General features: G+C 65.7%; 22 protein-coding genes and 1 pseudogene. 8 read left to right on the top strand and 15 right to left on the bottom strand.

Annotated features, from left to right (window positions below; translation table 11 throughout):
- Window positions 1-120: 120 nt before the first annotated feature.
- Window positions 121-1,209 (bottom strand): annotated as a pseudogene (locus CAG41_RS29245) (cache domain-containing protein); the annotation flags it as partial.
- A 410-nt stretch (window positions 1,210-1,619) separates the two neighbouring features.
- On the opposite strand from CAG41_RS29245, the gene CAG41_RS21890 reads away from it, so the two are divergent.
- A complete protein-coding gene (locus tag CAG41_RS21890; RefSeq protein ID WP_085582626.1) occupies window positions 1,620-2,516 on the top strand; it encodes a PA4780 family RIO1-like protein kinase in 897 nt (298 codons plus the stop codon).
- A 289-nt stretch (window positions 2,517-2,805) separates the two neighbouring features.
- Here CAG41_RS21890 and cueR read toward each other — a convergent pair whose 3' ends face one another.
- From cueR to CAG41_RS21875, 3 genes are all read right to left on the bottom strand, one after another.
- Window positions 2,806-3,219, bottom strand: coding sequence for a Cu(I)-responsive transcriptional regulator (gene cueR / locus CAG41_RS21885; protein WP_085582624.1), 414 nt, complete (start codon window positions 3,217-3,219; stop codon window positions 2,806-2,808).
- Complete coding sequence (locus CAG41_RS21880; protein ID WP_085634062.1) at window positions 3,216-5,609, bottom strand: heavy metal translocating P-type ATPase; 2,394 nt, start codon at window positions 5,607-5,609, stop codon at window positions 3,216-3,218. The genes cueR and CAG41_RS21880 overlap by 4 nt, the downstream gene beginning before the upstream one ends.
- Before the next feature lie 225 nt (window positions 5,610-5,834).
- Entirely contained in the window at window positions 5,835-6,218 is a 384-nt protein-coding gene (locus tag CAG41_RS21875; RefSeq protein ID WP_085582620.1) for a hypothetical protein, read from the bottom strand.
- Between the two features lie 150 nt (window positions 6,219-6,368).
- Here CAG41_RS21875 and CAG41_RS21870 point away from each other — a divergent pair, with 150 nt between their 5' ends.
- Together CAG41_RS21870 and CAG41_RS21865 are read left to right on the top strand one after the other, a co-directional pair.
- On the top strand, window positions 6,369-6,566 hold the full coding sequence (locus CAG41_RS21870; RefSeq protein ID WP_085582618.1) for a heavy-metal-associated domain-containing protein: 198 nt from the start codon (window positions 6,369-6,371) through the stop codon (window positions 6,564-6,566).
- Window positions 6,567-6,670: 104 nt separating this feature from the next.
- The gene (locus CAG41_RS21865; RefSeq protein ID WP_085640939.1) at window positions 6,671-7,879 is read left to right on the top strand and encodes a multidrug effflux MFS transporter; all 1,209 of its coding nucleotides are present in this window, start codon (window positions 6,671-6,673) and stop codon (window positions 7,877-7,879) included.
- Between the two features lie 10 nt (window positions 7,880-7,889).
- Here CAG41_RS21865 and CAG41_RS28675 read toward each other — a convergent pair whose 3' ends face one another.
- The 3 genes from CAG41_RS28675 to CAG41_RS21855 all read right to left on the bottom strand — a co-directional run bounded on the left by CAG41_RS28675 (window position 7,890) and on the right by CAG41_RS21855 (window position 9,535).
- Window positions 7,890-8,063: a hypothetical protein gene (locus tag CAG41_RS28675; protein WP_170929978.1), complete on the bottom strand. Its 174-nt coding sequence runs from the start codon at window positions 8,061-8,063 to the stop codon at window positions 7,890-7,892.
- Window positions 8,064-8,200: 137 nt separating this feature from the next.
- The gene (locus CAG41_RS21860; protein WP_085695308.1) at window positions 8,201-9,214 is read right to left on the bottom strand and encodes a zinc-binding alcohol dehydrogenase family protein; all 1,014 of its coding nucleotides are present in this window, start codon (window positions 9,212-9,214) and stop codon (window positions 8,201-8,203) included.
- Between the two features lie 27 nt (window positions 9,215-9,241).
- A complete protein-coding gene (locus CAG41_RS21855; protein WP_085582959.1) occupies window positions 9,242-9,535 on the bottom strand; it encodes a putative quinol monooxygenase in 294 nt (97 codons plus the stop codon).
- Window positions 9,536-9,652: 117 nt separating this feature from the next.
- Between CAG41_RS21855 and CAG41_RS21850 the strand changes: the two genes are divergently transcribed.
- A complete protein-coding gene (locus CAG41_RS21850; protein WP_085582612.1) occupies window positions 9,653-10,582 on the top strand; it encodes a LysR family transcriptional regulator in 930 nt (309 codons plus the stop codon).
- Window positions 10,583-10,807: 225 nt separating this feature from the next.
- Entirely contained in the window at window positions 10,808-11,539 is a 732-nt protein-coding gene (locus CAG41_RS21845; protein WP_085582610.1) for a helix-turn-helix transcriptional regulator, read from the top strand.
- Between the two features lie 111 nt (window positions 11,540-11,650).
- Here CAG41_RS21845 and CAG41_RS21840 read toward each other — a convergent pair whose 3' ends face one another.
- The 4 genes from CAG41_RS21840 to CAG41_RS21825 all read right to left on the bottom strand — a co-directional run bounded on the left by CAG41_RS21840 (window position 11,651) and on the right by CAG41_RS21825 (window position 15,471).
- Complete coding sequence (locus tag CAG41_RS21840) at window positions 11,651-12,604, bottom strand: adenosine deaminase (protein WP_085582608.1); 954 nt, start codon at window positions 12,602-12,604, stop codon at window positions 11,651-11,653.
- A 190-nt stretch (window positions 12,605-12,794) separates the two neighbouring features.
- A complete protein-coding gene (locus CAG41_RS21835; protein ID WP_085582606.1) occupies window positions 12,795-14,153 on the bottom strand; it encodes an 8-oxoguanine deaminase in 1,359 nt (452 codons plus the stop codon).
- A gap of 258 nt (window positions 14,154-14,411) precedes the next feature.
- A complete protein-coding gene (locus tag CAG41_RS21830; RefSeq protein ID WP_085634066.1) occupies window positions 14,412-15,095 on the bottom strand; it encodes an SDR family oxidoreductase in 684 nt (227 codons plus the stop codon).
- Between the two features lie 19 nt (window positions 15,096-15,114).
- Window positions 15,115-15,471 (bottom strand): MerR family transcriptional regulator, encoded by a 357-nt coding sequence (locus CAG41_RS21825; protein WP_085582957.1) that lies wholly within the window; start codon window positions 15,469-15,471, stop codon window positions 15,115-15,117.
- Between the two features lie 83 nt (window positions 15,472-15,554).
- Between CAG41_RS21825 and CAG41_RS21820 the strand changes: the two genes are divergently transcribed.
- On the top strand, window positions 15,555-16,004 hold the full coding sequence (locus CAG41_RS21820) for a hypothetical protein (protein WP_085582954.1): 450 nt from the start codon (window positions 15,555-15,557) through the stop codon (window positions 16,002-16,004).
- Between the two features lie 430 nt (window positions 16,005-16,434).
- Here the strand turns inward: CAG41_RS21820 and CAG41_RS21815 are convergent, their stop codons facing one another.
- From CAG41_RS21815 to CAG41_RS21805, 3 genes are all read right to left on the bottom strand, one after another.
- On the bottom strand, window positions 16,435-17,016 hold the full coding sequence (locus CAG41_RS21815) for a YigZ family protein (protein ID WP_085582602.1): 582 nt from the start codon (window positions 17,014-17,016) through the stop codon (window positions 16,435-16,437).
- A 7-nt stretch (window positions 17,017-17,023) separates the two neighbouring features.
- Window positions 17,024-17,674 carry a TetR/AcrR family transcriptional regulator gene (locus CAG41_RS21810; RefSeq protein WP_085582601.1) on the bottom strand — a complete coding sequence of 217 codons (651 nt, stop codon included), beginning with the start codon at window positions 17,672-17,674 and terminating at the stop codon, window positions 17,024-17,026.
- Window positions 17,675-17,808: 134 nt separating this feature from the next.
- A complete protein-coding gene (locus CAG41_RS21805; protein ID WP_085582599.1) occupies window positions 17,809-18,729 on the bottom strand; it encodes a LysR family transcriptional regulator in 921 nt (306 codons plus the stop codon).
- A 138-nt stretch (window positions 18,730-18,867) separates the two neighbouring features.
- Between CAG41_RS21805 and CAG41_RS21800 the strand changes: the two genes are divergently transcribed.
- Window positions 18,868-20,217: an aspartate aminotransferase family protein gene (locus CAG41_RS21800; protein ID WP_085582597.1), complete on the top strand. Its 1,350-nt coding sequence runs from the start codon at window positions 18,868-18,870 to the stop codon at window positions 20,215-20,217.
- Between the two features lie 75 nt (window positions 20,218-20,292).
- Entirely contained in the window at window positions 20,293-21,786 is a 1,494-nt protein-coding gene (locus CAG41_RS21795; RefSeq protein ID WP_085640943.1) for a CoA-acylating methylmalonate-semialdehyde dehydrogenase, read from the top strand.
- Between the two features lie 196 nt (window positions 21,787-21,982).
- On the opposite strand, the gene CAG41_RS28760 is transcribed toward CAG41_RS21795, so the two are convergent.
- Window positions 21,983-22,168, bottom strand: a 186-nt coding sequence (locus tag CAG41_RS28760; RefSeq protein WP_218192175.1) for a hypothetical protein, incomplete at its 5' end; no start/stop codon positions are given.

Raw genomic sequence — 22,168 nt, 5'->3', positions numbered from 1 at the left:
TTCGCGCTGGCGCCCGGCGGCTTCGGCCATGTCGCCGGAGACCCGGGTGGAGCTCTGCGAGGTGGCGAGGATTTTCCCCGCCGCGCCGCCGATGTGCTGGATCAGGCTGCGGATCGCGGTGAGGAACTGGTTGAACCAGTTGGCCAGTTGCGCGGTTTCGTCGCTGCCGCGGATGTCGAGGTTCTTGGTCAGGTCGCCTTCGCCCTGGGCGATGCCTTCCAGGCCGCTGGCCACGCTGCGGATCGGCCGCACGATCAGGCTGGCGAAACTGGCGCCGACCACCGCGAACACCACCGCCAGCACCGCGGCGATGATTGCGATCAGCCAGGTCAGCTGGGTGGCGGAACTCATCACGTCGCTGCGCTTGATCAGGCCGACGAATGTCCAGCCCAGTTGCTCCGACGGCCAGACGTTGGCCATGTAGCGTTCGCCGTCCAGCTCGACTTCCACCAGTCCCTTGCCGGCCTTGGCCAGTTGCGCATAGCCGTCGCCGAGGCTGTCGAGGGCCTTGAAGTTGTGTTCCGGGCGCTTCGGATCCACCAGCACCGTGCCGCTGTTCTCCAGCAGCATCAGGTAGCCGGTTTCGCCGAGCTTGATCTGTTTGACGATCTCGGTGAGCTGCTTGAGCGTCACGTCGATGCTGACCACGCCGCCGTTGGCGCCCAGCTTGTTGTCGATGGTGCGCACGGTGCTGACGTAGGTCGCGTCGTCCTGCGCCCAGTAGTAGGCGGCGGTGCGCAGCGGCTTGCCCGGCTTGGCCTGGGCGGCCTTGTACCAGGGGCGCTGGCGCGGGTCGTAGTTGTTCAGCTTGGGGTCGTCGGGCCACGACACGTAGCCGCCGGCCGCCGTGCCGACGATGGCATAGGCGTAGGCCGGGTGGCTGTTGCCCAGGTCCTGCAGGAAGGCGAACACCTTTTTGTCCATCTCGCCCTGGGGGACGCTCTCGGCGTTGGCGCTCATGTAGGTCTTGAGGCTGTCGTCGGTGTTCTTGATCAGCGGTTGCGTCGCCAGGTAGTCGACGTTCTGGCTGATGCCGTCGAAGAACAGCTGCATGGCGTTGCTGACCTGGCGGATCTCGCGTCCGCTGCCGTCGACGAATTCGTCCCGGGCATCGCTGCGCAGGTTCAGTACCACCAGGGTGGCGACCAGCACCACCGGCAAGCAGGCGATGATCGCAAACGCCCAAGTCAACTTCTGTTTGATGTTCATCCGCGCTCCAGATTTTCTTGTTAGCCCACGCAGTGCAGATGACTCGCGGTTATTGGCAGCCGAAAAACGTTGTGCAGCGTCCGGATCCTTCGGGGCGGCTTCGTTCTTTTTCGGGGAACGATTGTCGGACAAAATCCTCTGTCTCTGAGGACTTCGGCTGGCGGAGAGGGAAGTTGAGGGCCGCGCGGAAAAATCCTTCGGGCGGCGGCTCCCTGTGTCAGATTCTGTCGCAAATGCCTTCGGGATCCGCCGATAACAGTCCGCTCAGGCTCGGCTATGATTCGCCACGTTCCGGCACAGTGTGTGCATCGCAGGTTCACAGGTCGGCAACCCCTCCCCGTGACGCGAGGATTGCCGTATAACGAGTGACATTCGCGTGTTTGGTTATAAAGGACCCACAATAAAAGCTGATGAAGACTCCAAAACGCATTGAACCCCTGATCGAAGACGGTCTGGTCGACGAAGTGCTGCGCCCGCTCATGAGCGGTAAAGAAGCAGCTGTTTATGTGGTGCGCTGCGGCAATCAGTTACGTTGCGCCAAGGTCTACAAGGAGGCGAACAAACGCAGTTTCCGTCAGGCGGCCGAGTACCAGGAAGGCCGCAAGGTGCGCAACAGCCGGCAGGCCCGGGCGATGGCCAAGGGCTCGAAGTTCGGGCGCAAGGAGGCCGAGGACGCCTGGCAGAACGCCGAGGTCGCGGCGCTGTTCCGCCTGGCCAACGCCGGCGTGCGGGTGCCCAAGCCGTACGACTTCCTGGAGGGCGTGCTGCTGATGGAACTGGTGGCCGACGAGCACGGCGACGCGGCCCCGCGGCTCAACGACGTGGTGCTGGAGCCGGACCAGGCCCGCGAGTACCACGCGTTCCTGATCTCGCAGATCGTGCTGATGCTGTGTGCCGGCCTGGTGCACGGCGACCTGTCGGAGTTCAACGTGCTGCTGGCGCCGAGCGGGCCGGTCATCATCGACCTGCCGCAGGCGGTGGACGCGGCGGGCAACAACCACGCCTTCAGCATGCTGGAGCGGGACGTCGGCAACATGGCGTCGTACTTCGGCCGGTTCGCCCCGGAGCTGAAGAAGACCCGCTACGCCAAGGAAATGTGGGCGCTCTACGAGGCCGGCACCTTGCATCCGGGCAGCGTGTTGACCGGTGAGTTCGCCGACTCCGAAGAGCTGGCGGATGTCGGTGGGGTGATGCGCGAGATCGAAGCCGCCCGCCGCGAGGAGGAACGCCGCCGGGCCCTGCGTGAAGCGGAGGATGCGCCCCCGGGCAAGTCCGACGAGCCGCCGACGCCGCCGTGGATGCAGTGAGCGAGTGACTCCGGACACTGAAATCCTGCTGGCGATAGCTGCCAGACAGCCAACCGAGATTTGGCTGTGCCGGCCCTGTCGCTTGCAGTCAATCTCCCGCAATGGTTTGGGATGAGCGCCGATCCTGAGTGGATTCGCAGTACCTGTGGGAGCTGGCTTGCCAGCGATAGCGGCCTGACAGCCTCCCCCAATGTTGAATGTTCTGGCCCCATCGCTGGCAAGCCAGCTCCCACAGTGATTGGCGTGAATCACGATGCCAGTGTGGGAGCCAGCCTGCTGGCGATGGATCTCAAGCGCGGACCGGCTGCGCGCAGCACCCCGAGGCCAGTTCCTTGAGGATCGGGCAGTCCGGGCGGTGATCGCCGTGACAGTGCTCCACCAGGTCCTGCAGGGTGTCGCGCAGTTCGCCCAGTTCGCGGATTTTCTGGTTCAGCTCGTCGATGTGCTGGCGGGCCAGGGCCTTCACGTCGGCGCTGGCGCGCTGGCGGTCTTGCCATAGGGTCAGCAGCTTGCCGACCTCCTCCAGGGAAAAGCCCAGGTCGCGCGAGCGCTTGATGAACGCCAGGGTGTGCAGGTCGCCGTCGCCGTAGATCCGATAGCCGCTGTCGGTGCGGTGGGCCGCCTGGAGCAGGCCGATCGACTCGTAGTAGCGGATCATCTTCGCGCTCAGGCCACTGTGGCGGGCCGCTTGGCCGATGTTCATCGGTTGTCCTCCGGATCCTCGGGTTGCCAAGTCTTCAACAGTAGCGCATTGCTCACCACGCTGACGCTGGACAGCGCCATCGCCGCACCGGCCAGCACCGGGTTGAGCAGGCCGAACGCCGCCAGCGGGATGCCGATCAGGTTGTAGACGAAGGCCCAGAACAGGTTCTGGCGGATCTTGGCGTAGGTCTTGCGGCTGATCTGCAGGGCCGCCGGCACCAGGCGCGGGTCGCCGCGCATCAGGGTGATGCCGGCCGCATGCATGGCCACGTCGGTGCCGCCGCCCATGGCGATGCCGATGTCCGCGGCGGCCAGGGCCGGGGCGTCGTTGATGCCGTCGCCGACCATCGCCACCACGCCGGATTTCTTCAGCTCGGCGACCGTGGCGGCCTTGTCCGCCGGCAGCACTTCGGCGTGCACGCTGTCGATGCCCAGTGCCTCGGCGACCGCCCGGGCGCTGCCGCGGTTGTCGCCGGTCAGCAGGTGGCTGTGGATGCCTTCTGCGGCCAGGCGCTGCACGGCGGGCAGGGCGCCGGGCTTGAGGGTGTCGCCGAAGGCGAACAGGCCGAGCACGCGCGGTTCGGGGCCTTGCTCGATCAGCCACGACAGGGTGCGGCCTTCGGCCTCCCAGGCGCTGGCGGCGTCGGCCAGCGTGCCGGCGCCCAGTCCGCTTTCCTCCAGCAGCCGGCGGTTGCCCAGGGCCAGGCGCCGCCCGTCGAGGTGGCCGGCGATGCCGCGGCCGGTCAGGGACTGGCTGTCGCTGACGTCCGGCACGCTCAGCCGGCGTTCGGCGCAGGCGTCCAGCACCGCTTTGGCCAACGGGTGTTCGCTGCCGCGCTGCAAGGCGCCGGCCTGTTTCAGCAGGGTGTCTTCGTCGCCGTCCAGTGCGCTGAAGTGGGCGATGCGCGGGGTGCCGGATGTCAGGGTGCCGGTCTTGTCGAAGACTACGGCGTTGACCTCATGGGCCCGCTCCAGCGCCTCGGCGTCCTTGATCAGGATCCCGTGGCGCGCCGCCACGCCGGTGCCGGCCATGATCGCGGTGGGCGTGGCCAGGCCGAGGGCGCACGGGCAGGCGATCACCAGCACGGCGACGGCGTTGATCAGCGCGGTCTCCAGCGGTGCGCCGTACAGCCACCAGCCGACCAGTGTGGCCAGCGCCAGCACCAGCACGGTGGGCACGAACACTTGGCTGACTTTATCCACCAGTTTCTGGATCGGCGCCTTGGCCGCCTGGGCGTCCTCCACCAGCCGGATGATGCGGGCCAGCACACTTTCGGCGCCGAGGGCGGTGGTGCGCACCAGCAAGCGGCCTTCGCCGTTGATGGCGCCGCCGGTGACCGTGTCCCCCGGCCGCTTGGGCACCGGCAGGCTTTCGCCGCTGATCAGCGCTTCGTCGGCATGGCTCTGGCCTTCGAGCACTTCGCCGTCCACCGGGAAACGTTCGCCGGGTTTGACCAGCACGATGTCGTCAAGGCGCAAGGCGCTGATGGCCACGTCCTGTTCGCGGCCGTCGACGACCTGGACGGCACGCTCGGGCCGCAGCGCCTCCAGCGCACGGATGGCGCTGGCGGTCTGGCGCTTGGCGCGGCTTTCCAGGTATTTGCCCAGCAACACCAGGGCGATCACCACCGCCGACGCTTCGAAGTACAGGTGCGGCATGCGCCCGGCGGCGGTGGCCCATTCGTACACGCTCAGGCCATAACCGGCGCTGGTGCCCAGGGCCACCAGCAAGTCCATGTTGCCGGCCCCGGCGCGCACGGCTTTCCAGGCCGCCTTGTAGAACCGTGCGCCGAAGATGAACTGCACCGGCGTGGCGAGGGCGAACTGCGCCCAGGCCGGCAGCATCCAGTGCACGCCGAACGGTTGCAGCAGCATCGGCAGCACCAGCGGCAAGGCCAGGGCGATGGCGCAGAACAGCGCCCAGCGCTCATGGTTCAGGCGTTGTTCTTGGGTGTCGGCGCCGGGCTGCTCAAGCTCGAAGACGCTGGCCGAATAGCCGGCCTTGCTCACGGCGGCGATCAGGCGCTGCGGGTCGACGGCGCCGAGCAGCTCCAGGTGGGCCCGTTCGTTGGCGAGGTTGACGCTGACGTGCTTCACCCCGGCGACTTTGGCCAAGGCGCGTTCGACCCGGCCGACGCAGGAGGCGCAGGTCATGCCGTCGATACTCAGTTCCAGCGTCTGCTGCGGTACGCTGTAGCCGGCGTGCGCCACGGCGTCGATCAGCGCCGGCAGACTGTCGCCGGGCGCCTGCACGCGGGCCTGCTCGGTGGCGAGGTTGACGCTCACGGCGCTGGCGCCGCTGACCTTGCTCAAGGCCCGCTCGACCCGACCGGCGCAGCTGGCGCAGGTCATGCCCGCGATGGGCAGGTCGAAGGTGATGGATTCGGACATCGGTCGTACTCCCTGTAGTGGATGCCTACAAGGATCAACCTTGCCATGCGGGCAAGGTCAAGCGCCAATCGCCAGGTTGTCGCAGGGGAGGGCGGTGCACTTGGGGGGCCTATCGTCAGCAGGCTGGCTCCCACAAGTGTTCCGCGGTGTCAGGCGAGATTCCCTGTGGGAGCCAGCCTGCTGGCGATGGCGCCCGCCCAGACACCGCAAAGCAGGAATCAAGGCTCAGTAGCCCAGCCCGGTGCGCTTGAGGTACATGCCGTCGCGGGTCATGGCGATCCGGTATTTCTGCACGTCGCCGGCCTTGAGCGTGATGTCCTGGGAACCCGGCGCCAGCATGCCCGGATTGCAGCCCGGCATTTGCCCCGGCAGCAGTTTCAGGCGCAGCGACACGGTGCCCGGCGGCAGGTTGAACGAGGTGCTCTGTTCCTGGAACAGCCGCGCCGACAGTTGATCCTGGATGTAGATGCCGATCTCGCAGGGGGTCGAGACTTCCAGGCGCTCGCGGGAAATGATCAGCACCCCGTAATCCTCGGCGGCGGCGTGCGCCGAAGGGATCGCGGCAAAGAGACTGAGGAAGCCAAACAGGCTGAAAACTGACCAGCGCATGGCTGAATCTCCTGAAATCGAGTCATTGATGCACGCAGCTTGGCCGACTGAAGCGTCGATTGCCAGCCCGGCAGTTGTTCGCAGAACTTGACCTTGCCATGGTGGCAAGCCTGAGACTGCCGGCAACCTCACTCGAAAAGGAGTCGTTCCATGCAAGTGTTCACGGTAGAAGGCATGTCCTGCGGTCACTGCGTCCGGGCCATCACCCAGGCGGTGCAGAGCAAGGATCCCGCCGCCAGCGTGCGGGTCGATCTGGCGGCCAGGGAAGTGGGTGTCGAGAGTGCGCTGAGCGCCGAACAAGTGATCGCCGCCATCAGCGAGGAAGGCTACGCCGTCAAGGTTGCCTGACCGGTTCGATAGATAGCGAGCTACCGGACTGTCCGAGGCGTCCCGGCGCGGCTAGACTGTCGGGCTTGTCCCATGCCCGACACCTTGCCCGACCTGGATGCCTGATGAACCTGCGTACAATTCTGATTCTCGGCGCCTTGAGCGCCTTCGGCCCGCTGGCGATCGACTTCTATCTGCCGGCCTTCCCGTCCATGGCGCAGGCGTTCGGCACCGATGAGAAACACGTTCAGCTGACGTTGGCGGCGTATTTCCTCGGGCTGTCCTTCGGCCAGTTGCTGTACGGCCCGGTGGCTGACCGTTTCGGCCGGCGCATTCCGCTGCTCACCGGCATCGGCCTGTTCACCGTCGCCTCCCTGGCGTGCGCCTATGCGCCGAGCCTGGAGTGGCTGATCGGCGCGCGGTTCGTGCAGGCGCTCGGCGGCTGCGCGGGGATGGTGATCTCCCGGGCGGTGGTCAGCGACAAGTGCGACGCGGTGGGCGCGGCCAAGGTCTTTTCGCAACTGATGCTGGTGATGGGGCTGGCGCCGATCCTGGCGCCGATGCTCGGCGGCCTGCTGGTCAACACCACGGGATGGCAGTCGATCTTCCTGGCGCTGACCGGCTTCAGCGCGCTGGCCGGAGTGGCGGTGGCGCTGGGCCTGCCGGAAAGTCTGCCGGCCCATGTGCCGCGTCAACCGTTGTCCGGCGCGCTGCGCCAGTACGGACGGCTGATCAAGGATCCGATCTATCTCGGCCACGCCCTGACCGGCGGCATCGCCATCGCCGGGATGTTTTCCTACATCGCCGGTTCACCGTTCGTGCTGATCAAACTCTACGGCGTCCCGGCCGAGCATTTCGGCTGGTTCTTCGGCGCCAACGCGGCGGGGTTCATTCTGGTGGCGCAGGTCAATGCGCGGCTGCTGGCCAAGCGCGGCCCGGCGTTCCTGCTGGCGCGTGCGGTCTGGGTGTACCTGACGGCCGGGCTGACGCTGCTGGCGGTCAGTGCGCTGCATACCGCTGCGCTGTGGCCACTGCTGATTCCGCTGTTCATCTGCATCGCCAGCCTGGGCTGCATCCTGCCGAATGCGTCGGCCTGTGCGATGAACGGCCAGGGCGCCCGGGCCGGCAGCGCGTCGGCGATGCTCGGTTTCCTGCAGTTCAGCGTGGCGTCCGGGGCGGCGGCGCTGGTCGGCGTGCTGCACGACGGCAGCGCGATGCCGATGGCCATGGTCATCAGCCTGTGCGGACTGCTGGTGGTGAGCGCGGCGGTGTTCACCCGTCGTTTGCAGAATGCCCGTGCGTTGGCGCTGGCGCTGGCGCAGGCCGAGGCCTGAGGCGCTTGGGTCAGCCGGCGGCGCGTTGCTGGCCGGGGTCGGGGATCCGGTGGGGCGCGTGAAGGCGCGCTTCGAGGGTGCGGGTGAAGGCCAAGGCTTCGGCCTCGCTGCGGAAGGTCACGGCGTGCTGGTCAAGACGGACTTGCCACTGGGACTTTGCCACTTCTTTTATCAGGATCTTCATTGCTGACCTCCCGTACGTAAAAGATTGCATCGCAGAGGTCTCGATTGTAGACCCGAATGCGATCGCATTTGTGACAAGGGTCAATTCTCGGACTGACGGTGCCGCCCGCCGTCGGACGGCACCGTCAGCCCTGCGGATCAGAAGCCTTCCAGCACGATCTTGCCCTTGGCCTTGCCGCTTTCCAGCAGCGCGTGGGCGCGGCGCAGGTTGGCGGCGGTGATGCGGCCGAAGTGCTCGCCGACCGTGGTCTTCAGGGTGCCGTCGTCAATCAGCCCGGCTACGCGGTTGAGCAGCTTGTGCTGTTCGAGCATGTCGGCGGTCTCGAACAGCGAGCGGGTGTACATGAACTCCCAGTGCAGCGACAGGCTCTTGCGCTTGAGCTTGGTCACGTCCAGCGACTTGGGGTCATCGATCAGCGCCAGTTTGCCTTGCGGCGCCAGGGCCTCGACCAGTTGGTCCAGATGCTGGTCGGTCTGGGTCAGGCTGGCGACGTGGGTCACGTGGCCGATGCCGGCGCGCTTGAGCGCTTCGCTCAGCGGCTGGCTGTGGTCGATCACGTGGTCGGCGCCCAGTGCGCTCACCCAGTCGCGGGTCTGCGGGCGGGAAGCGGTGCCGATCACCGTCAGGCCGGTCAGGCGGCTGGCCAGTTGGGTCAGGATCGAGCCGACGCCGCCGGCCGCGCCGACGATCAGCAGGCTCTGGCCTTCGTCTTGCGCGCCTTCGCGGATCTGCAGGCGTTCGAACAGCAGTTCCCAGGCGGTGATGGCCGTCAGCGGCAGGGCGGCGGCTTCGGCAAACCCCAGGGACGTGGGCATGTGGCCGACGATCCGCTCATCCACCACATGCAGCTCGCTGTTGCCCCCGGCCCGGGCGATGGAGCCGGCGTAGAACACCTTGTCACCGGCCTTGAACAGCGTCACCTCGCTGCCGACCGCCTTGACCGTGCCGGCCACGTCCCAGCCCAGCACTTTCGCCGCGCCGCCTTCCGGCGCCACGTTCTGGCGGACCTTGGTGTCCACCGGGTTGACCGAGATGGCTTTGACTTCCACCAGCAGGTCGCGGGGGCCGGGGACCGGTTCCGGCAGTTCGATGTCTTGCAGGGATTTCTCGTCGCTGATCGGCAGGGACGCGTAATAGGCGATGGCTTTCATGAGGGACTCCGGGAAAAGGGAAAGGGATCAGGCGATGGCGCGCAGGCGCTTGAGTTCGAAGTGTTCGAGGAACTCGCCGGCCTGCGCCCGGAAATGCTGGATGTGGGCGCTGGCGTCGTGGGCCTGGAGGGCTTCGTCGCTGGCCCAGCGTTCGATCATGTAGAAGGCCAGCGGGTTGGCCAGGTCCTGGTGCAGGTCGTACTGGCTGCAGCCGGCCTCGGCACGGGTCGGTGCGATGAGGGCGCGCAGGTGCTGTTCGAGGGCCTCTTGCCGGCCGGGTTTGGCGATCAGGGTGGCGATGGCGGTGAAGGGTTGGGACATGTTCGGCTCCGCAAGCGTGATGTGTTCGATGGGGTGGATCATTGGCTATTTCGGTGCGCGATAAAACCGGCTAAAAGAACAGTCTCTTTCAATGGTTTTTTGATAATCGAGGTCGGAATGCTGCGTTTCGATGACTTGCAGCTGTTTGTGCGGGCTGCGGACCTGGGCAGCCTGTCGGCGGCGGCCCGGGTGATGGACATGTCCGCCGCAGTGGCCAGCGCGGCGCTCAAGCGCATCGAACGTCAGTTGGGCGCGCGTCTGCTGGCGCGCTCCACCCGCAGCCTGCGCCTGACCGCCGAGGGCGAAGGGTTTCTCGAATACGCCCGGGCGGCGCTGGGCAGCCTGGATGAAGGCCGGCGTTTGCTGGCCAGCGGGCAGGATCAGGTCAGCGGTGTCTTGCAGCTGTCCGCGCCCTCGGACTTCGGTCGCAACCTGCTGTTGCCGTGGCTCGACGAGTTCCAGCGCGAACACCCCAGGCTCACCGTGCGCCTGTTGCTGGGCGACCGCATCGCCGACCTGTTCCGGCAACCGGTGGACATCGCCCTGCGCTACGGTGAGCCGGAAGACTCCAGCCTGGTGGCGCTGCCCGTCGCGCCCGACAACCGCCGCGTGCTGTGCGCAGCGCCGGCCTACCTGAAACGGTGCGGGGAGCCGCGCCAGCTGGAGCAGTTGGCGCAGCACAATTGCCTGCTGTACATGCTCGGCGGCCGGGTCCACGACCACTGGACCTTTCACGACGGCAAGCGCGAGGTCGGGTTGACCGTCAGCGGCGACCGCTTCAGCGACGATGCCGACGTGGTGCGCCTGTGGGCGGTGGCGGGGGCGGGCATCGCCTACAAGTCCTGGCTGGATGTAGCGGCGGATGTCGAGGCCGGGCGCCTGCGGGTGCTGCTGCCTGAGCTGCTGTGTGAGCGGGCTCCGCTGAATCTGCTGTGCGCCCATCGCGCTCAGTTGAGTAAGCCGGTGAACCTTTTGCGGGCGATGCTCGCCAGCCGATGCGCGGAAGTGGGTAGCCGGTTTCCCGCTTTGCGCGCGGTTGATCATTAGTCGCATGCAAATAGAGAAATTTCCCTCAGGATCAATCACCACTCAAGCCCGTCCCGGCGCGGGACGCGGCGACCATCGCGCTTATACTAGCGCTCGCCTCGTGCCTGCCCGGGCGTTTGCGCGAGCGGTCCGCTGCACGGCCGCCGGCGCGCCTTGGCCGTCGGTCCTTGACCGGTCAAGATGCCCGCGGGCAGTAGTCGAATCGATTCAACAGGGAGTGAATACATGGAACATGCACCTTGCATCAGCCAGATCGCCGCGTTGCTGGCCGATCCCAAGCGCAGCGCGATGATGTGGGCGCTGATGGACGGTTCGGCCCGGCAGACCGAGGAACTGGCCCTGCTGGCAGGGCTGTCGCCGTCTTCGGCCAGCGCGCACCTGACGCGGTTGTCCTCCGGTGGTCTGTTGAAGGTCGAAAACCGTGGGCGCAAGCGCTTTTTCCGCTTGGCGGCGCCGGAGGTCGGGGCCGCGATCGAGGCACTGGCCAGTGCCTCGATCGCCAGCGCCCCCCGGGACATTCCGCCAGCGCTCACCCGCACCGCACCGATCCTGCGGCCGCGACCGGCCCCGTCGCCGCTGCTGCGCGCGCGCTTTTGCGATGACCACCTGGGCGGCACGCTGGCCGCCGATCTTTACCAGAGCCTGCTCGATGCCGGCTGGATCGAGCAGCTTGAGCAACGGGTCGCGGTCACCCACAAGGGGGCCACGCAACTGGCGGCCCGGGGCGTGTTCATCCAGGCCCTGGCCCATCGCAACGTGCAGGTGGCCTGCGCCTGTCCGGACTGGAGCGAACGCCGCCCGCACATGGGCGGCTCGCTCGGCGCGGCGTTGCTCCAGCTGTTCATGCAATCGGGCTGGCTGATGCTGCTCAACGAGTCCCGGGCGCTGCAGCTGACGGCGGCGGGGCAGCGGGAAATCCATCGGTTTGTCCGCGAGCCCGAGCTGGAGATGGCGTAGCGGCGATGCGGGTGCGGGAGCCCGAATGCCGGCGATGGCGGATGTCCAGTCAACGGAGAGGTTGAATGCCATGGCCCCATCGCCGGCAGGCGGGCTTGTGCAGTTTCGGCGTCAGGGTTTTACCAACCGTGCGTCCAGGCTGTTCTGCGCCAGGCGTTTGGCCTGGTCTTGGGTCATGCCCAGGTGGGTGTGCAGCGCGTGGAAGTTCTCGGTGACGTAACCGCCGAAGTACGCCGGGTCGTCCGAGTTCACCGTCACCTTCACTCCGCGTTCGAGCATGTCGAGGATGTTGTGCTGGGACATGTGGTCGAACACGCACAGTTTGGTGTTCGACAACGGGCACACGGTCAGCGGGATCTGCTCGTCGATGATCCGCTGCATCAGGCGCTCGTCTTCGATGGCGCGCACGCCGTGGTCGATGCGCTGGATCTTCAGCAGGTCGATGGCTTCCCAGATGTACTCCGGCGGGCCTTCCTCGCCGGCGTGGGCGACGGTCAGGAAGCCTTCGCTGCGGGCGCGGTCGAACACCCGCCGGAACTTGCTCGGCGGATGGCCCATCTCGGAGCTGTCCAGGCCCACGGCCACGAACGCATCGCGAAACGGCAGCGCCTGGTCGAGGGTCTTCTGCGCTTCGTCTTCGCTCAGGTGGCGCAGGAAGCTCAGGATCAGGCCGCTGGTGATGCCCAATTGCTGCTCGCCGTCCTTCAGGGCGGCGGCGATGCCGTTGAGCACGGTCTCGAACGGGATGCCCCGGTCGGTGTGGGTCTGCGGGTCGAAGAACGGTTCGGTGTGGATCACGTTCTGTGCCTTGCAGCGCAGCAGGTAGGCCCAGGTCAGGTCGTAGAAGTCCTGGGAGGTGCGCAGCACGTCGGCGCCCTGGTAGTACAGGTCGAGGAATTCCTGCAGGTTGTTGAAGGCGTAGGCCTTGCGCAGGGTGTCGACGTCGCTCCACGGCAGGGCGATCTTGTTGCGTTCGGCCAGGGCGAACAGCAGCTCGGGCTCCAGCGAGCCTTCGAGGTGCAGGTGCAGCTCCGCCTTGGGCAGGGCGTTCAGCCAGTCGTACATGGTCTTTTCTCATCAGGTGCGGTTGGCGGGCATTCTACAGATGTGCGCCGCAACAGATGGCAAAACCTGACCGGGCGATCATCGTGCGGCTCGGACAAAAACGCTGGGCGCCAGCCAGCTGGCGATGGCGTCGGTCGAGGCACCGCAAGGCAGGAGCAATACCGTCGCTCCCACCCTGGATGCCCGAGGATCAGGCGCCGGCGATCAGTTGCCGGGCCGCCTGGCTGTGGTCGGCGATCAGGCCCTTGAGGTCCAGCCCTTCGACCTGGCCGTCGATGACCCGCCACTGGCCGCCGACCATCACCCGGTCGGCCCGGTCCGCGCCGCACAGCAGCAGCGCCGACACCGGGTCGTGGCTGCCGGAGAACCGCAGTTCATCGAGCTTGAACAGCGCCAGGTCGGCCTGCTTGCCCACCGCCAGCTCGCCGATGTCGGTGCGCCCCAGAAGGCTCGCCGAGCCTTTGGTCGCCCAGCCCAGCACCCGTTCCGGGGTGATCTTTTCGGCGCCGTAGCGCAGGCGCTGGATATACAGGGCCTGGCGTGCTTCGAGGATCATGTTCGACGCGTCGTTGGACGCCGAACCGTCCACGCCCAGGCCCAGCGGCGCGCCGGCGGCGGTCAGTTCGATGCTTGGGCAGATGCCGGACGCCAGGCGCATGTTCGAGCTCGGGCAATGGCAGATGCCGGTGCCGGCGGCGCCGAGGCGGGCGATTTCGTCGGGGTTGAAGTGGATGCCGTGGGCCAGCCAGGTGCGCGGGCCGAGCCAGCCGACGCTGTCCAGGTAGTCCACGGTGCGCAGGCCGAACCGTTGCAGGCAGAAGTCTTCCTCGTCGAGGGTTTCGGCCAGGTGGGTGTGCAGGCGCACGTCGAGCTTGTCGGCGAGTTCGGCGCTGGCCGACATGATTTGCGGGGTCACCGAAAACGGCGAGCACGGCGCCAGGGCGATCTGGATCTGCGCACCGTCGCCGCGCTCGTGGTACTCGCGGATCAGGCGCTGGCTGTCGTCCAGAATCACTTGGCCTTCTTGTACGGTCTGCTGCGGCGGCAGGCCGCCGTCCTTCTCGCCCAGGCTCATCGAGCCCCGGGTGAGCATCGCCCGCATGCCCAGCTCGCGCACGCTCTGCACCTGCACGTCGATGGCGTTCTCCAGGCCGTCCGGGAACAGGTAATGGTGATCGGCGGCGGTGGTGCAGCCCGACAGCAGCAGTTCGGCCAGGGCGACCTTGGTGGCCAGCGCGAGCTTCTCCGGCGTCAGGCGCGCCCACACCGGGTACAGGGTCTTCAGCCACGGGAACAGCGGCTGGTTGACCACCGGCGCCCAGGCGCGGGTCAGGGTCTGGTAGAAGTGGTGATGGGTGTTGATCAGGCCCGGCAGGATGACGTGCTCACGGGCGTCGAACACTTGATCGCACGGCGCGGACGGTCGCTGGCCGGCGGCGAGCGTTTCGGCGATCAGGCCGTCCTGCAGCACCAGGCCGCCACGGGCGTCGAGGTGGTTGGCGGTGAAGATCGCGAGGGGATTCTGTAGCCAGATACGGGTCGCAGGCATGGTGGCCGGCTCCTCTGAAAGTAGGGTTCAGGGTTGCCAGCTCAGTGTTGCCCTGTCTGCTGATCCAGGGTCGCCGCGGGGGCGAGGTGCGCAGTGTCGGGCAAAACCGTGCCGCGGGCAAGCCGCTTCCGACCGGACAGCCCCCGCAAATGCGCTGCCCTCACTGACGCCATCGCCAGCAGGCTGGCTCCCACAGGAAGCTTGGGGTGAATGCAGAATCTGCGGCCACCCAAAAGCCCTGTGGGAGCGGGCAGGGGATCACCAGGGAATGGTCTCGCCCTTGTAGTTGACGAAATGATGCCCGCCCTTGCCGGCGAACGCATCCACCTGATCCACCAGGCCGCGGGTGCTGGTGTCCACGTCGATGTCGGCGCCTTCGCCGCCCATGTCGGTCTTCACCCAGCCCGGATGCAGCGACAGCACGGTGAGCTTCTGCTCGCCCAACTGGGTGACGAAGCTGTTGGTCATCGAATTGAGCGCTGCCTTGCTGGCCTTGTAGAGGGCCAGTTCCGGCGCGTCGGGCATGGTCACGCTGCCCAGCACCGAACTCATGAACGCCAGCACACCGCTGCCGTCGCGGATCTGCCCGACGAAGCGCTGGGCCAGGTTGATCGGTGCCACGGCGTTGGTGAAGAACAGCTGGCCGACCTCCGCCAGCGTCGCGCCGCCGGGCGTCTGCACCTCGGGGCCCTTGACCCCGGCGTTGACGAACAGCAGATCGAAGGTCTCGCCCTTGAGCTGCTGGCTGAGGGCGATCACGGCTTGCTGGTCGTCCATGTCGAGTTTCTCGATGCGCACCTTGCCCAGCGCTTGCAGCGCCTGGGCCTTCTGCGGATCGCGGACGGTCGCGGTGACTTGCCAGCCGTCGGCCAGCAGGGTTTTCACCAGGCCCAGGCCCAGGCCTCGGGAGGCGCCGATGATCAGTGCGGTTTTTGCGGACATGAAGGGCTTCCTTGAATGTTCAGGCTCGTGGGTTCAGCGGGCACGCCTGGCCGAGCCGCTGCTGCAGCTCGGCGCGCAGGGCGCCCAGTTCGTTGATGCGGGTTTCGATCAATTGCAGCTTGTCGCGCAGCAGTTGCGCGACGGCGCTGTCCGGGTCGGGCGCCTGCCACAGCGCGGCGACGCTGCCGCCGATTTCGTTGAGGGTGAATCCCAGGCGCTGGGCGGTCTTGATGTAGAGCACCAGTTGCACCGTCTCCGGCGGATAGTCGCGGTAGCCGTTGGCCGTGCGCTGTGCGGCGATCAGCCCGCGCTGCTCGTAGAAGCGCAAAGTGTCGCGGCTGACGGCGCTGACCTGGGCTAACTCACCGATGCGCATCTGGGACATCCCGAAAGTGTTTGACCTTGGAGCATACTCCAGGCTTTAGCGTGAGTGCTCCCTGAATGTTCGGAGCATGGACGATGTGGACTTCAACGCAGTATCGCCGCCTGGTGCGCGGCAGTGCCTGGTATGACCTGATCGTGACGGCGGCGTTTGCCACACCGTGGAGTTTTGCCTGGGTGCATGAAGGTTTGACGGTGCTGGGCCGGGCACTGGGTCTGCCCGGAGAGCTGCCGGCGTTTGCCCCGGAGCACTTGCTGATGGCGAACCTGTTGGGCTCAGTGGTGTGCGTATGGGCGGTGCTGCGGATCCGTGATCCGCAACCGCTGTACGGTCGGTACGACGCAGTGGCGAGGTTTCTCTTCGCGACCTGGCAAGCCTACGCCTGGGTGCACGGCGCCAGCGCGTTGTTGCTGGGCTTCCTGCTGTTTGAGCTGGCGTGGGGAATCGCCCAGGTGCTGCCTGTGGATAAAGCGGTTTCCTGGCCATCTGGTCAGAACCACGCTGCGGCAGGGGCCGGCGGCCATTGATGCAGAGCGCTCAACCCCAAAAGGCTGCATGAGCAGACGCCACTTGGCGCCGAGGCCGTTGCTCCGGCACAGGTTTTGCGCGTCGTGGGCTGGTCAAAAAACGATCAAGCCAGTGGAAACCTTGCGGGATCGGCGGCTGCGCCAGCCATGAACGGCTTATCCACAGGTTGCTCCACAGTATTTGTGCGCAAGCGCAAACGCCGGGCATAAGCGCCGCCCGGCTTTCTTCCAAAGGTGATAAACCGAGCTAACTGATTGTTTTAGTGTGGAATTTGCTTTTCGATCGGCAAATTGGGCGAAAAGTGAACAAACCCCGCAAAGCCCCATGACAGAAGGGTTACAGCGGGATGTGCTCAGGTTATCCACAGCCGGGCCCACAGGCGATGTGGGCAACTGTGTGGAATAAGCGGTCAGGGTGCCTCGGCGGGCCTCAGCGCTGGAGCACGATCCGCCCGCGGCTCAAATCGGCCAGTTGCGTTTGCAGTGCCTCGATCTGCGCCGAACCGACGGCCAGTCGCAATTCGACGCCGTTGGCGGTGAAGATTTCCTCTTCCACCAGCCCGCCGAGTTCCGCCACCCGCAGTTTCACCAAGGCCAGTTCGCCGAAGGCGCAGGCGCAGCGCAGCGGCACGCGACTGACCAGCTCGGTTTTCGCCGCTGCCTGCAGGCACTTGTTGGCCCCGCCGCCGTAGGCCCGGGCCAGGCCGCCGGTGCCCAACTGAATGCCACCGTACCAGCGGATCACCAGCACCGCGACCCGGTCGCAGTCCTGGGCCTCGATGGCCGCCAGGATCGGCCGCCCGGCGGTGCCGCCCGGTTCGCCGTCATCGTTGCTGCGGTACTGGTCGCCGAGTTTCCAGGCCCAGCAATTGTGCGAGGCGTTCAGGTCGCTGTGCCGTTCGATGAACGCCTGCGCCTCGGCGGGGCTGTCGATCGGTGCGGCGAAGGTGATGAAACGGCTTTTGCGAATCTCTTCGCGGAATTCGCAAAGGCCGCTGAGGGTGAATGGCATAAGCGTCTTATATAGAAGGAGTGAGGCCGCAGCCCTTGAGGATGATGCGGATCAGGTTGTCGCCGGCGTCTTCCATGTCCTGCTTGGTCAGTTTGCTGCGGCCGGTGACCCGGCAGATCTGTGTGGCGAAGTCGGCGTAATGCTGGGTGCTGCCCCACAGCAGGAAGATCAGGTGCACCGGGTCCACCGGATCTATCTTGCCGGCGTCGATCCAGGCCTGGAACACCGCTGCCCGGCCCTGGAACCAGGCGCGGTAGTCCTGGTTGAAATACTCGGTCAGGCATTCGCCGCCGCTGATCACCTCCATGGCGAAGATCCGCGAGGCCTGCGGCTGACGCCGGGAGAATTCCATCTTGGCGCGGATGTAGCGGGTCAGCGCTTCGGCCGGATCGTCGTCGGCGGTGAGGGTGTTGAAGGTGCTGTCCCACAGTTGGAGGATGTTGCTCAGCACCGCCACGTACAGCCCCAGCTTGTTGGTGAAGTAGTAATGCAGGTTCGCCTTGGGCAACCCGGCCTTGGTGGCGATGGTGTTCATGCTGGTGCCTTTGTACCCGTGACGGGCGAACTCGTCTTCGGCGGCTTTGATGATGGTCTCTTCGTTCTTCTGACGAATGCGGCTGGCGGGCTTGCCGCCATGGGCTGGGACTTCAAGGGTCATAGGCGCTTCCGGGTCGGTTTTGTTGGGGAAACCAGTGGTGTTGATAGCGCACCCGCACGTCCCAGACAAGACCTGGTGCGATAAACCCCGTGCAGGCGCCAGCCTGCTGGCGATGGCGCTGGGGCGCACGGATTTCAGCGCGTGGCCGCCAGGCTGTCGAGAAAACTCTCCAGCACCAGATGCGGGCGCCGTCCCTTGCGCGTGACCGAAGCCAGGCTCAGGTCATAGAAGCGGCTGCCGGCCTTGAGCGCCCGCAGACGTCCCTGCTGCACCCAGAGGCTGGCGTAGTGATCCGGCAGGTAACCGATGTAGCGCCCGGTGAGGATCAGGAACGCCATGCCCTCGCGGTCCGAAGCGCTGGCGGTGCAGTTGAGCGCCTGATAGTGCGCCTGGATCTCAGCCGGCAAGCGGAAGGTCGGGGCGATGGCGTCCTGGCTGTTGAGGCGCTCGTCGTCCAGTTGCTTGTCGTCCGCATAGAACAGCGGATGCCCGACCGCGCAATAGAGCAACGAGCGTTCACTGTACAGCGGCTGGTACTCCAGCCCCGACAGCGCGCTGGCCTGGGGCACCACGCCGACGTGCAGGCGACCGTCGAGCACGCCTTGCTCGACTTCGTTGGGGGCGATCATGCGGATCTGGATCTGCACGTCCGGCCCGCGCTCCTTCAGTTGCGCCAGGGCATGGGTGATGCGCATGTGGGGCAGGGTGACGAGGTTGTCGGTCAGACCGATGATCAGCTCACCCCGCAAATGCTGGTGCAGGCCGTTGACCTCGGTGCGGAAGGTTTCCAGCGCGCTCAACAGTTGCAGCGCCGACTGATAGACCTCCCGGCCTTCTTCGGTCAGGGAGAACCCGGCGCGCCCGCGTTGGCACAGGCGCAGGCCGAGGCGCTGCTCAAGGTCGCTCATCTGCTGGCTGATCGCCGAGCGGCCGATGCCGAGCACGGTCTCCGCCGCGGAGAACCCGCCGGACTCGACCACGCTGCGGAAGATGCGCAGCAAGCGAATGTCAAAGTCGCTGACCTGGGCCAGCGGATCGGGGCGGCGGCTGCTCATGTTCAAAGGCTCAATGTTTAGCGGTGTTCTAACTGAAGGTTAGAAAAGTTGAATTTCACCGACTTTATCGGCGTGGCAACGTAGCTGCAACAACGACTTTCATCTCCCTGCCGCTTATCGCCCTGCGAGGTTTTGCCCATGAACATGCCTGAAAACGCGTCGTCGCCACTGGCCAGCCAACTGAAGCTGGACGCGCACTGGATGCCGTACACCGCGAACCGCAACTTTCAGCGCGATCCGCGCCTGATCGTCGGCGCCGAGGGCAGCTGGCTGATCGACGACAAGGGCCGCAAGGTGTACGACTCGCTGTCCGGCCTGTGGACCTGCGGCGCCGGGCACACCCGCAAGGAAATCCAGGAAGCGGTCACCAAGCAGCTGGGCACCCTCGACTATTCGCCGGGTTTCCAGTACGGCCACCCACTGTCGTTCCAGCTGGCGGAGAAAATCACCGCGCTGACCCCGGGCAACCTGAACCACGTGTTCTTCACCGACTCCGGCTCCGAGTGCGCCGACACTGCGGTGAAAATGGTGCGCGCCTACTGGCGCCTGAAAGGCCAGCCGACCAAGACCAAAATGATCGGCCGCGCCCGTGGCTACCATGGCGTGAACATCGCCGGCACCAGCCTGGGCGGCGTCAACGGCAACCGCAAGCTGTTCGGTCAGGCGATGATGGACGTCGACCACTTGCCGCATACCCTGCTGGCGAGCAATGCCTTCTCCCGCGGCATGCCGGAGCAGGGCGGCATCGCCCTGGCCGACGAGCTGCTGAAGCTGATCGAACTGCACGACGCCTCCAACATCGCGGCGGTCTTCGTTGAGCCGCTGGCCGGTTCCGCCGGCGTGCTGGTGCCGCCGCAGGGTTACCTCAAGCGTCTGCGCGAAATCTGCGACCAGCACGGCATCCTGTTGGTGTTCGACGAAGTGATCACCGGTTTCGGCCGTACCGGCACCATGTTCGGCGCCACCACGTTCGGCGTGACCCCGGATCTGATGTGCATCGCCAAGCAAGTCACCAACGGCGCCATCCCGATGGGTGCGGTGATCGCGAGCACCGAGATCTACCAGACCTTCATGAACCAGCCGACGCCGGAATATGCGGTGGAATTCCCCCACGGCTACACCTACTCGGCGCACCCAGTGGCCTGTGCCGCCGGCATCGCGGCCCTCGACCTGCTGCAGAAGGAAAACCTGGTGCAGAGCGTGGCCGAAGTCGCGCCGCACTTCGAGAATGCGCTGCACGGCCTGAAGGGTTCGAAGAACGTCATCGACATCCGCAACTACGGCCTGGCCGGCGCGATCCAGATCGCCGCCCGCGACGGCGACGCCATCGTGCGTCCGTTCGAGGCCGGCATGGCGCTGTGGAAAGCCGGGTTCTACGTGCGCTTCGGCGGCGACACCCTGCAGTTCGGCCCAACCTTCAACAGCAAGCCGCAAGACCTCGACCGTCTGTTCGACGCGGTCGGCGACGTGCTGAACAAGCTCGACTGATTCTTCTCTCTATATAGACCTACAAATAGCAGGCACCCGGCCATGGGTGCCTGTGGACAAATTCAGGAGTTCCCGATGAGCGTTATCCCGCATTTGATCAATGGCGAACTGGTGACCGAGAACGGTCGCGCGGTCGATGTGTTCAACCCGTCCACCGGCCAGGCGATCCACAAGCTGCCGCTGGCCAGCCGCGAAACCATCCAGCACGCCATCGACGCGGCCAAGGCAGCATTCCCGGCCTGGCGCAACACGCCGCCGGCCAAGCGCGCCCAGGTCATGTTCCGCTTCAAGCAACTGCTGGAGCAGAACGAATCGCGCATCGCCCAACTGATCAGCGAAGAGCACGGCAAGACCCTGGAAGACGCCGTGGGCGAGCTCAAGCGCGGCATCGAGAACGTCGAGTTCGCCTGTGCCGCCCCGGAAATCCTCAAGGGCGAGTACAGCCGCAACGTCGGCCCGAACATCGACGCCTGGTCCGACTTCCAGCCGCTGGGCGTGGTGGCCGGCATCACGCCGTTCAACTTCCCGGCCATGGTGCCGCTGTGGATGTACCCGCTGGCTATCGTCTGCGGCAACTGCTTCATCCTCAAGCCGTCCGAGCGTGACCCTAGCTCGACCCTGCTGATTGCTCAGTTGCTGCTGGAAGCGGGCCTGCCCAAAGGTGTGCTGAGTGTCGTGCATGGCGACAAAGCGGCCGTGGATGCGCTGATCGAGGCGCCGGAAGTCAAGGCACTGAGCTTCGTGGGTTCGACCCCGATCGCCGAATACATCTATGCCGAAGGCACCAAGCGCGGCAAGCGCGTCCAGGCCTTGGGCGGGGCGAAGAACCACGCGGTGCTGATGCCGGACGCCGACCTGGACAACGCCGTCAGCGCACTGATGGGCGCGGCTTACGGTTCGTGCGGCGAGCGCTGCATGGCGATTTCGGTGGCGGTGTGCGTCGGCGACCAAGTGGCGGATGCCCTGGTGGCCAAACTGGTGCCGCAGATCAAGGCACTGAAGATCGGCGCCGGCACTTCCTGCGGCCTGGACATGGGGCCGCTGGTGACCGGTCAGGCCCGCGACAAGGTCAGCGGTTATGTCGATGACGGCGTGGCGGCGGGGGCGACCCTGGTGGTCGACGGTCGCGGCCTGAGCGTACCGGGGCACGAAGAAGGCTTCTTCCTCGGCGGCTGCCTGTTCGACAACGTCACTCCCGAGATGCGTATCTATAAAGAAGAGATCTTCGGGCCGGTGCTGTGCATCGTCCGGGTGAACAGCCTGGAAGAAGCCATGCAACTGATCAACGATCACGAATACGGCAACGGCACCTGCATCTTCACCCGCGACGGGGAAGCGGCGCGGCTGTTCTGCGACGAGATCGAAGTCGGCATGGTCGGCGTCAACGTGCCGCTGCCGGTGCCGGTGGCCTATCACAGCTTCGGCGGCTGGAAACGTTCGCTGTTCGGCGACCTGCATGCCTACGGCCCGGACGGCGTGCGCTTCTACACCCGCCGCAAGGCGATCACCCAGCGCTGGCCGCAGCGTTCGAGCCATGAAGCCTCGCAGTTCGCGTTCCCTAGCTTGTAAATAGAGGGAAAAGAAGGCCGACCTCGAAGAGGTCGGCCTTCTTGTTTTCGGGGTGCCTTGACCGATATGACAGAAATATGAAAAAGGTGTTGACGGCAGATTTCAGTTCTCTATAATTCGCCCCACTTCCGGCGCAGTCGAAACGGAAAACTCCTTGAGATTCAACGAGTTACGAAGTTTTCGGCAGCGGGTCGCTTCAGTTCAGCGAAGCCCGGAGGGAGTCGAAGAGGGCGGTGATGTTTGGCCCTTTCGGCGTTTCGATCCTCCCGGTCGAAAGCGGAGAAAAAGAGGTGTTGACAGCAGCGTGCAACGCTGTAGAATTCGCCTCCCGCTGACGAGAGATCGAAAGCGCAAGTGGTTGAAGTTGAAAAAGAAATTTTGA

This window comes from Pseudomonas sp. B35(2017) (assembly GCF_002113645.1).
Taxonomy (GTDB): Bacteria; Pseudomonadota; Gammaproteobacteria; order Pseudomonadales; family Pseudomonadaceae; genus Aquipseudomonas; species Aquipseudomonas ekonensis.
This window is presented reverse-complemented; position numbering and strand designations above follow the sequence as displayed.

What these genes read in the sequence shown, in the direction of transcription:
- CAG41_RS21890 (WP_085582626.1), top strand. Translation starts at nt 1,620, where the DNA reads ATGAAGACTCCAAAACGCATTGAACCCCTGATCGAAGACGGTCTGGTC.
- cueR (WP_085582624.1), bottom strand. Translation starts at nt 3,219, where the DNA reads ATGAACATCGGCCAAGCGGCCCGCCACAGTGGCCTGAGCGCGAAGATG.
- CAG41_RS21880 (WP_085634062.1), bottom strand. Translation starts at nt 5,609, where the DNA reads ATGTCCGAATCCATCACCTTCGACCTGCCCATCGCGGGCATGACCTGC.
- CAG41_RS21875 (WP_085582620.1), bottom strand. Translation starts at nt 6,218, where the DNA reads ATGCGCTGGTCAGTTTTCAGCCTGTTTGGCTTCCTCAGTCTCTTTGCC.
- CAG41_RS21870 (WP_085582618.1), top strand. Translation starts at nt 6,369, where the DNA reads ATGCAAGTGTTCACGGTAGAAGGCATGTCCTGCGGTCACTGCGTCCGG.
- CAG41_RS21865 (WP_085640939.1), top strand. Translation starts at nt 6,671, where the DNA reads ATGAACCTGCGTACAATTCTGATTCTCGGCGCCTTGAGCGCCTTCGGC.
- CAG41_RS28675 (WP_170929978.1), bottom strand. Translation starts at nt 8,063, where the DNA reads ATGAAGATCCTGATAAAAGAAGTGGCAAAGTCCCAGTGGCAAGTCCGT.
- CAG41_RS21860 (WP_085695308.1), bottom strand. Translation starts at nt 9,214, where the DNA reads ATGAAAGCCATCGCCTATTACGCGTCCCTGCCGATCAGCGACGAGAAA.
- CAG41_RS21855 (WP_085582959.1), bottom strand. Translation starts at nt 9,535, where the DNA reads ATGTCCCAACCCTTCACCGCCATCGCCACCCTGATCGCCAAACCCGGC.
- CAG41_RS21850 (WP_085582612.1), top strand. Translation starts at nt 9,653, where the DNA reads ATGCTGCGTTTCGATGACTTGCAGCTGTTTGTGCGGGCTGCGGACCTG.
- CAG41_RS21845 (WP_085582610.1), top strand. Translation starts at nt 10,808, where the DNA reads ATGGAACATGCACCTTGCATCAGCCAGATCGCCGCGTTGCTGGCCGAT.
- CAG41_RS21840 (WP_085582608.1), bottom strand. Translation starts at nt 12,604, where the DNA reads ATGTACGACTGGCTGAACGCCCTGCCCAAGGCGGAGCTGCACCTGCAC.
- CAG41_RS21835 (WP_085582606.1), bottom strand. Translation starts at nt 14,153, where the DNA reads ATGCCTGCGACCCGTATCTGGCTACAGAATCCCCTCGCGATCTTCACC.
- CAG41_RS21830 (WP_085634066.1), bottom strand. Translation starts at nt 15,095, where the DNA reads ATGTCCGCAAAAACCGCACTGATCATCGGCGCCTCCCGAGGCCTGGGC.
- CAG41_RS21825 (WP_085582957.1), bottom strand. Translation starts at nt 15,471, where the DNA reads ATGCGCATCGGTGAGTTAGCCCAGGTCAGCGCCGTCAGCCGCGACACT.
- CAG41_RS21820 (WP_085582954.1), top strand. Translation starts at nt 15,555, where the DNA reads ATGTGGACTTCAACGCAGTATCGCCGCCTGGTGCGCGGCAGTGCCTGG.
- CAG41_RS21815 (WP_085582602.1), bottom strand. Translation starts at nt 17,016, where the DNA reads ATGCCATTCACCCTCAGCGGCCTTTGCGAATTCCGCGAAGAGATTCGC.
- CAG41_RS21810 (WP_085582601.1), bottom strand. Translation starts at nt 17,674, where the DNA reads ATGACCCTTGAAGTCCCAGCCCATGGCGGCAAGCCCGCCAGCCGCATT.
- CAG41_RS21805 (WP_085582599.1), bottom strand. Translation starts at nt 18,729, where the DNA reads ATGAGCAGCCGCCGCCCCGATCCGCTGGCCCAGGTCAGCGACTTTGAC.
- CAG41_RS21800 (WP_085582597.1), top strand. Translation starts at nt 18,868, where the DNA reads ATGAACATGCCTGAAAACGCGTCGTCGCCACTGGCCAGCCAACTGAAG.
- CAG41_RS21795 (WP_085640943.1), top strand. Translation starts at nt 20,293, where the DNA reads ATGAGCGTTATCCCGCATTTGATCAATGGCGAACTGGTGACCGAGAAC.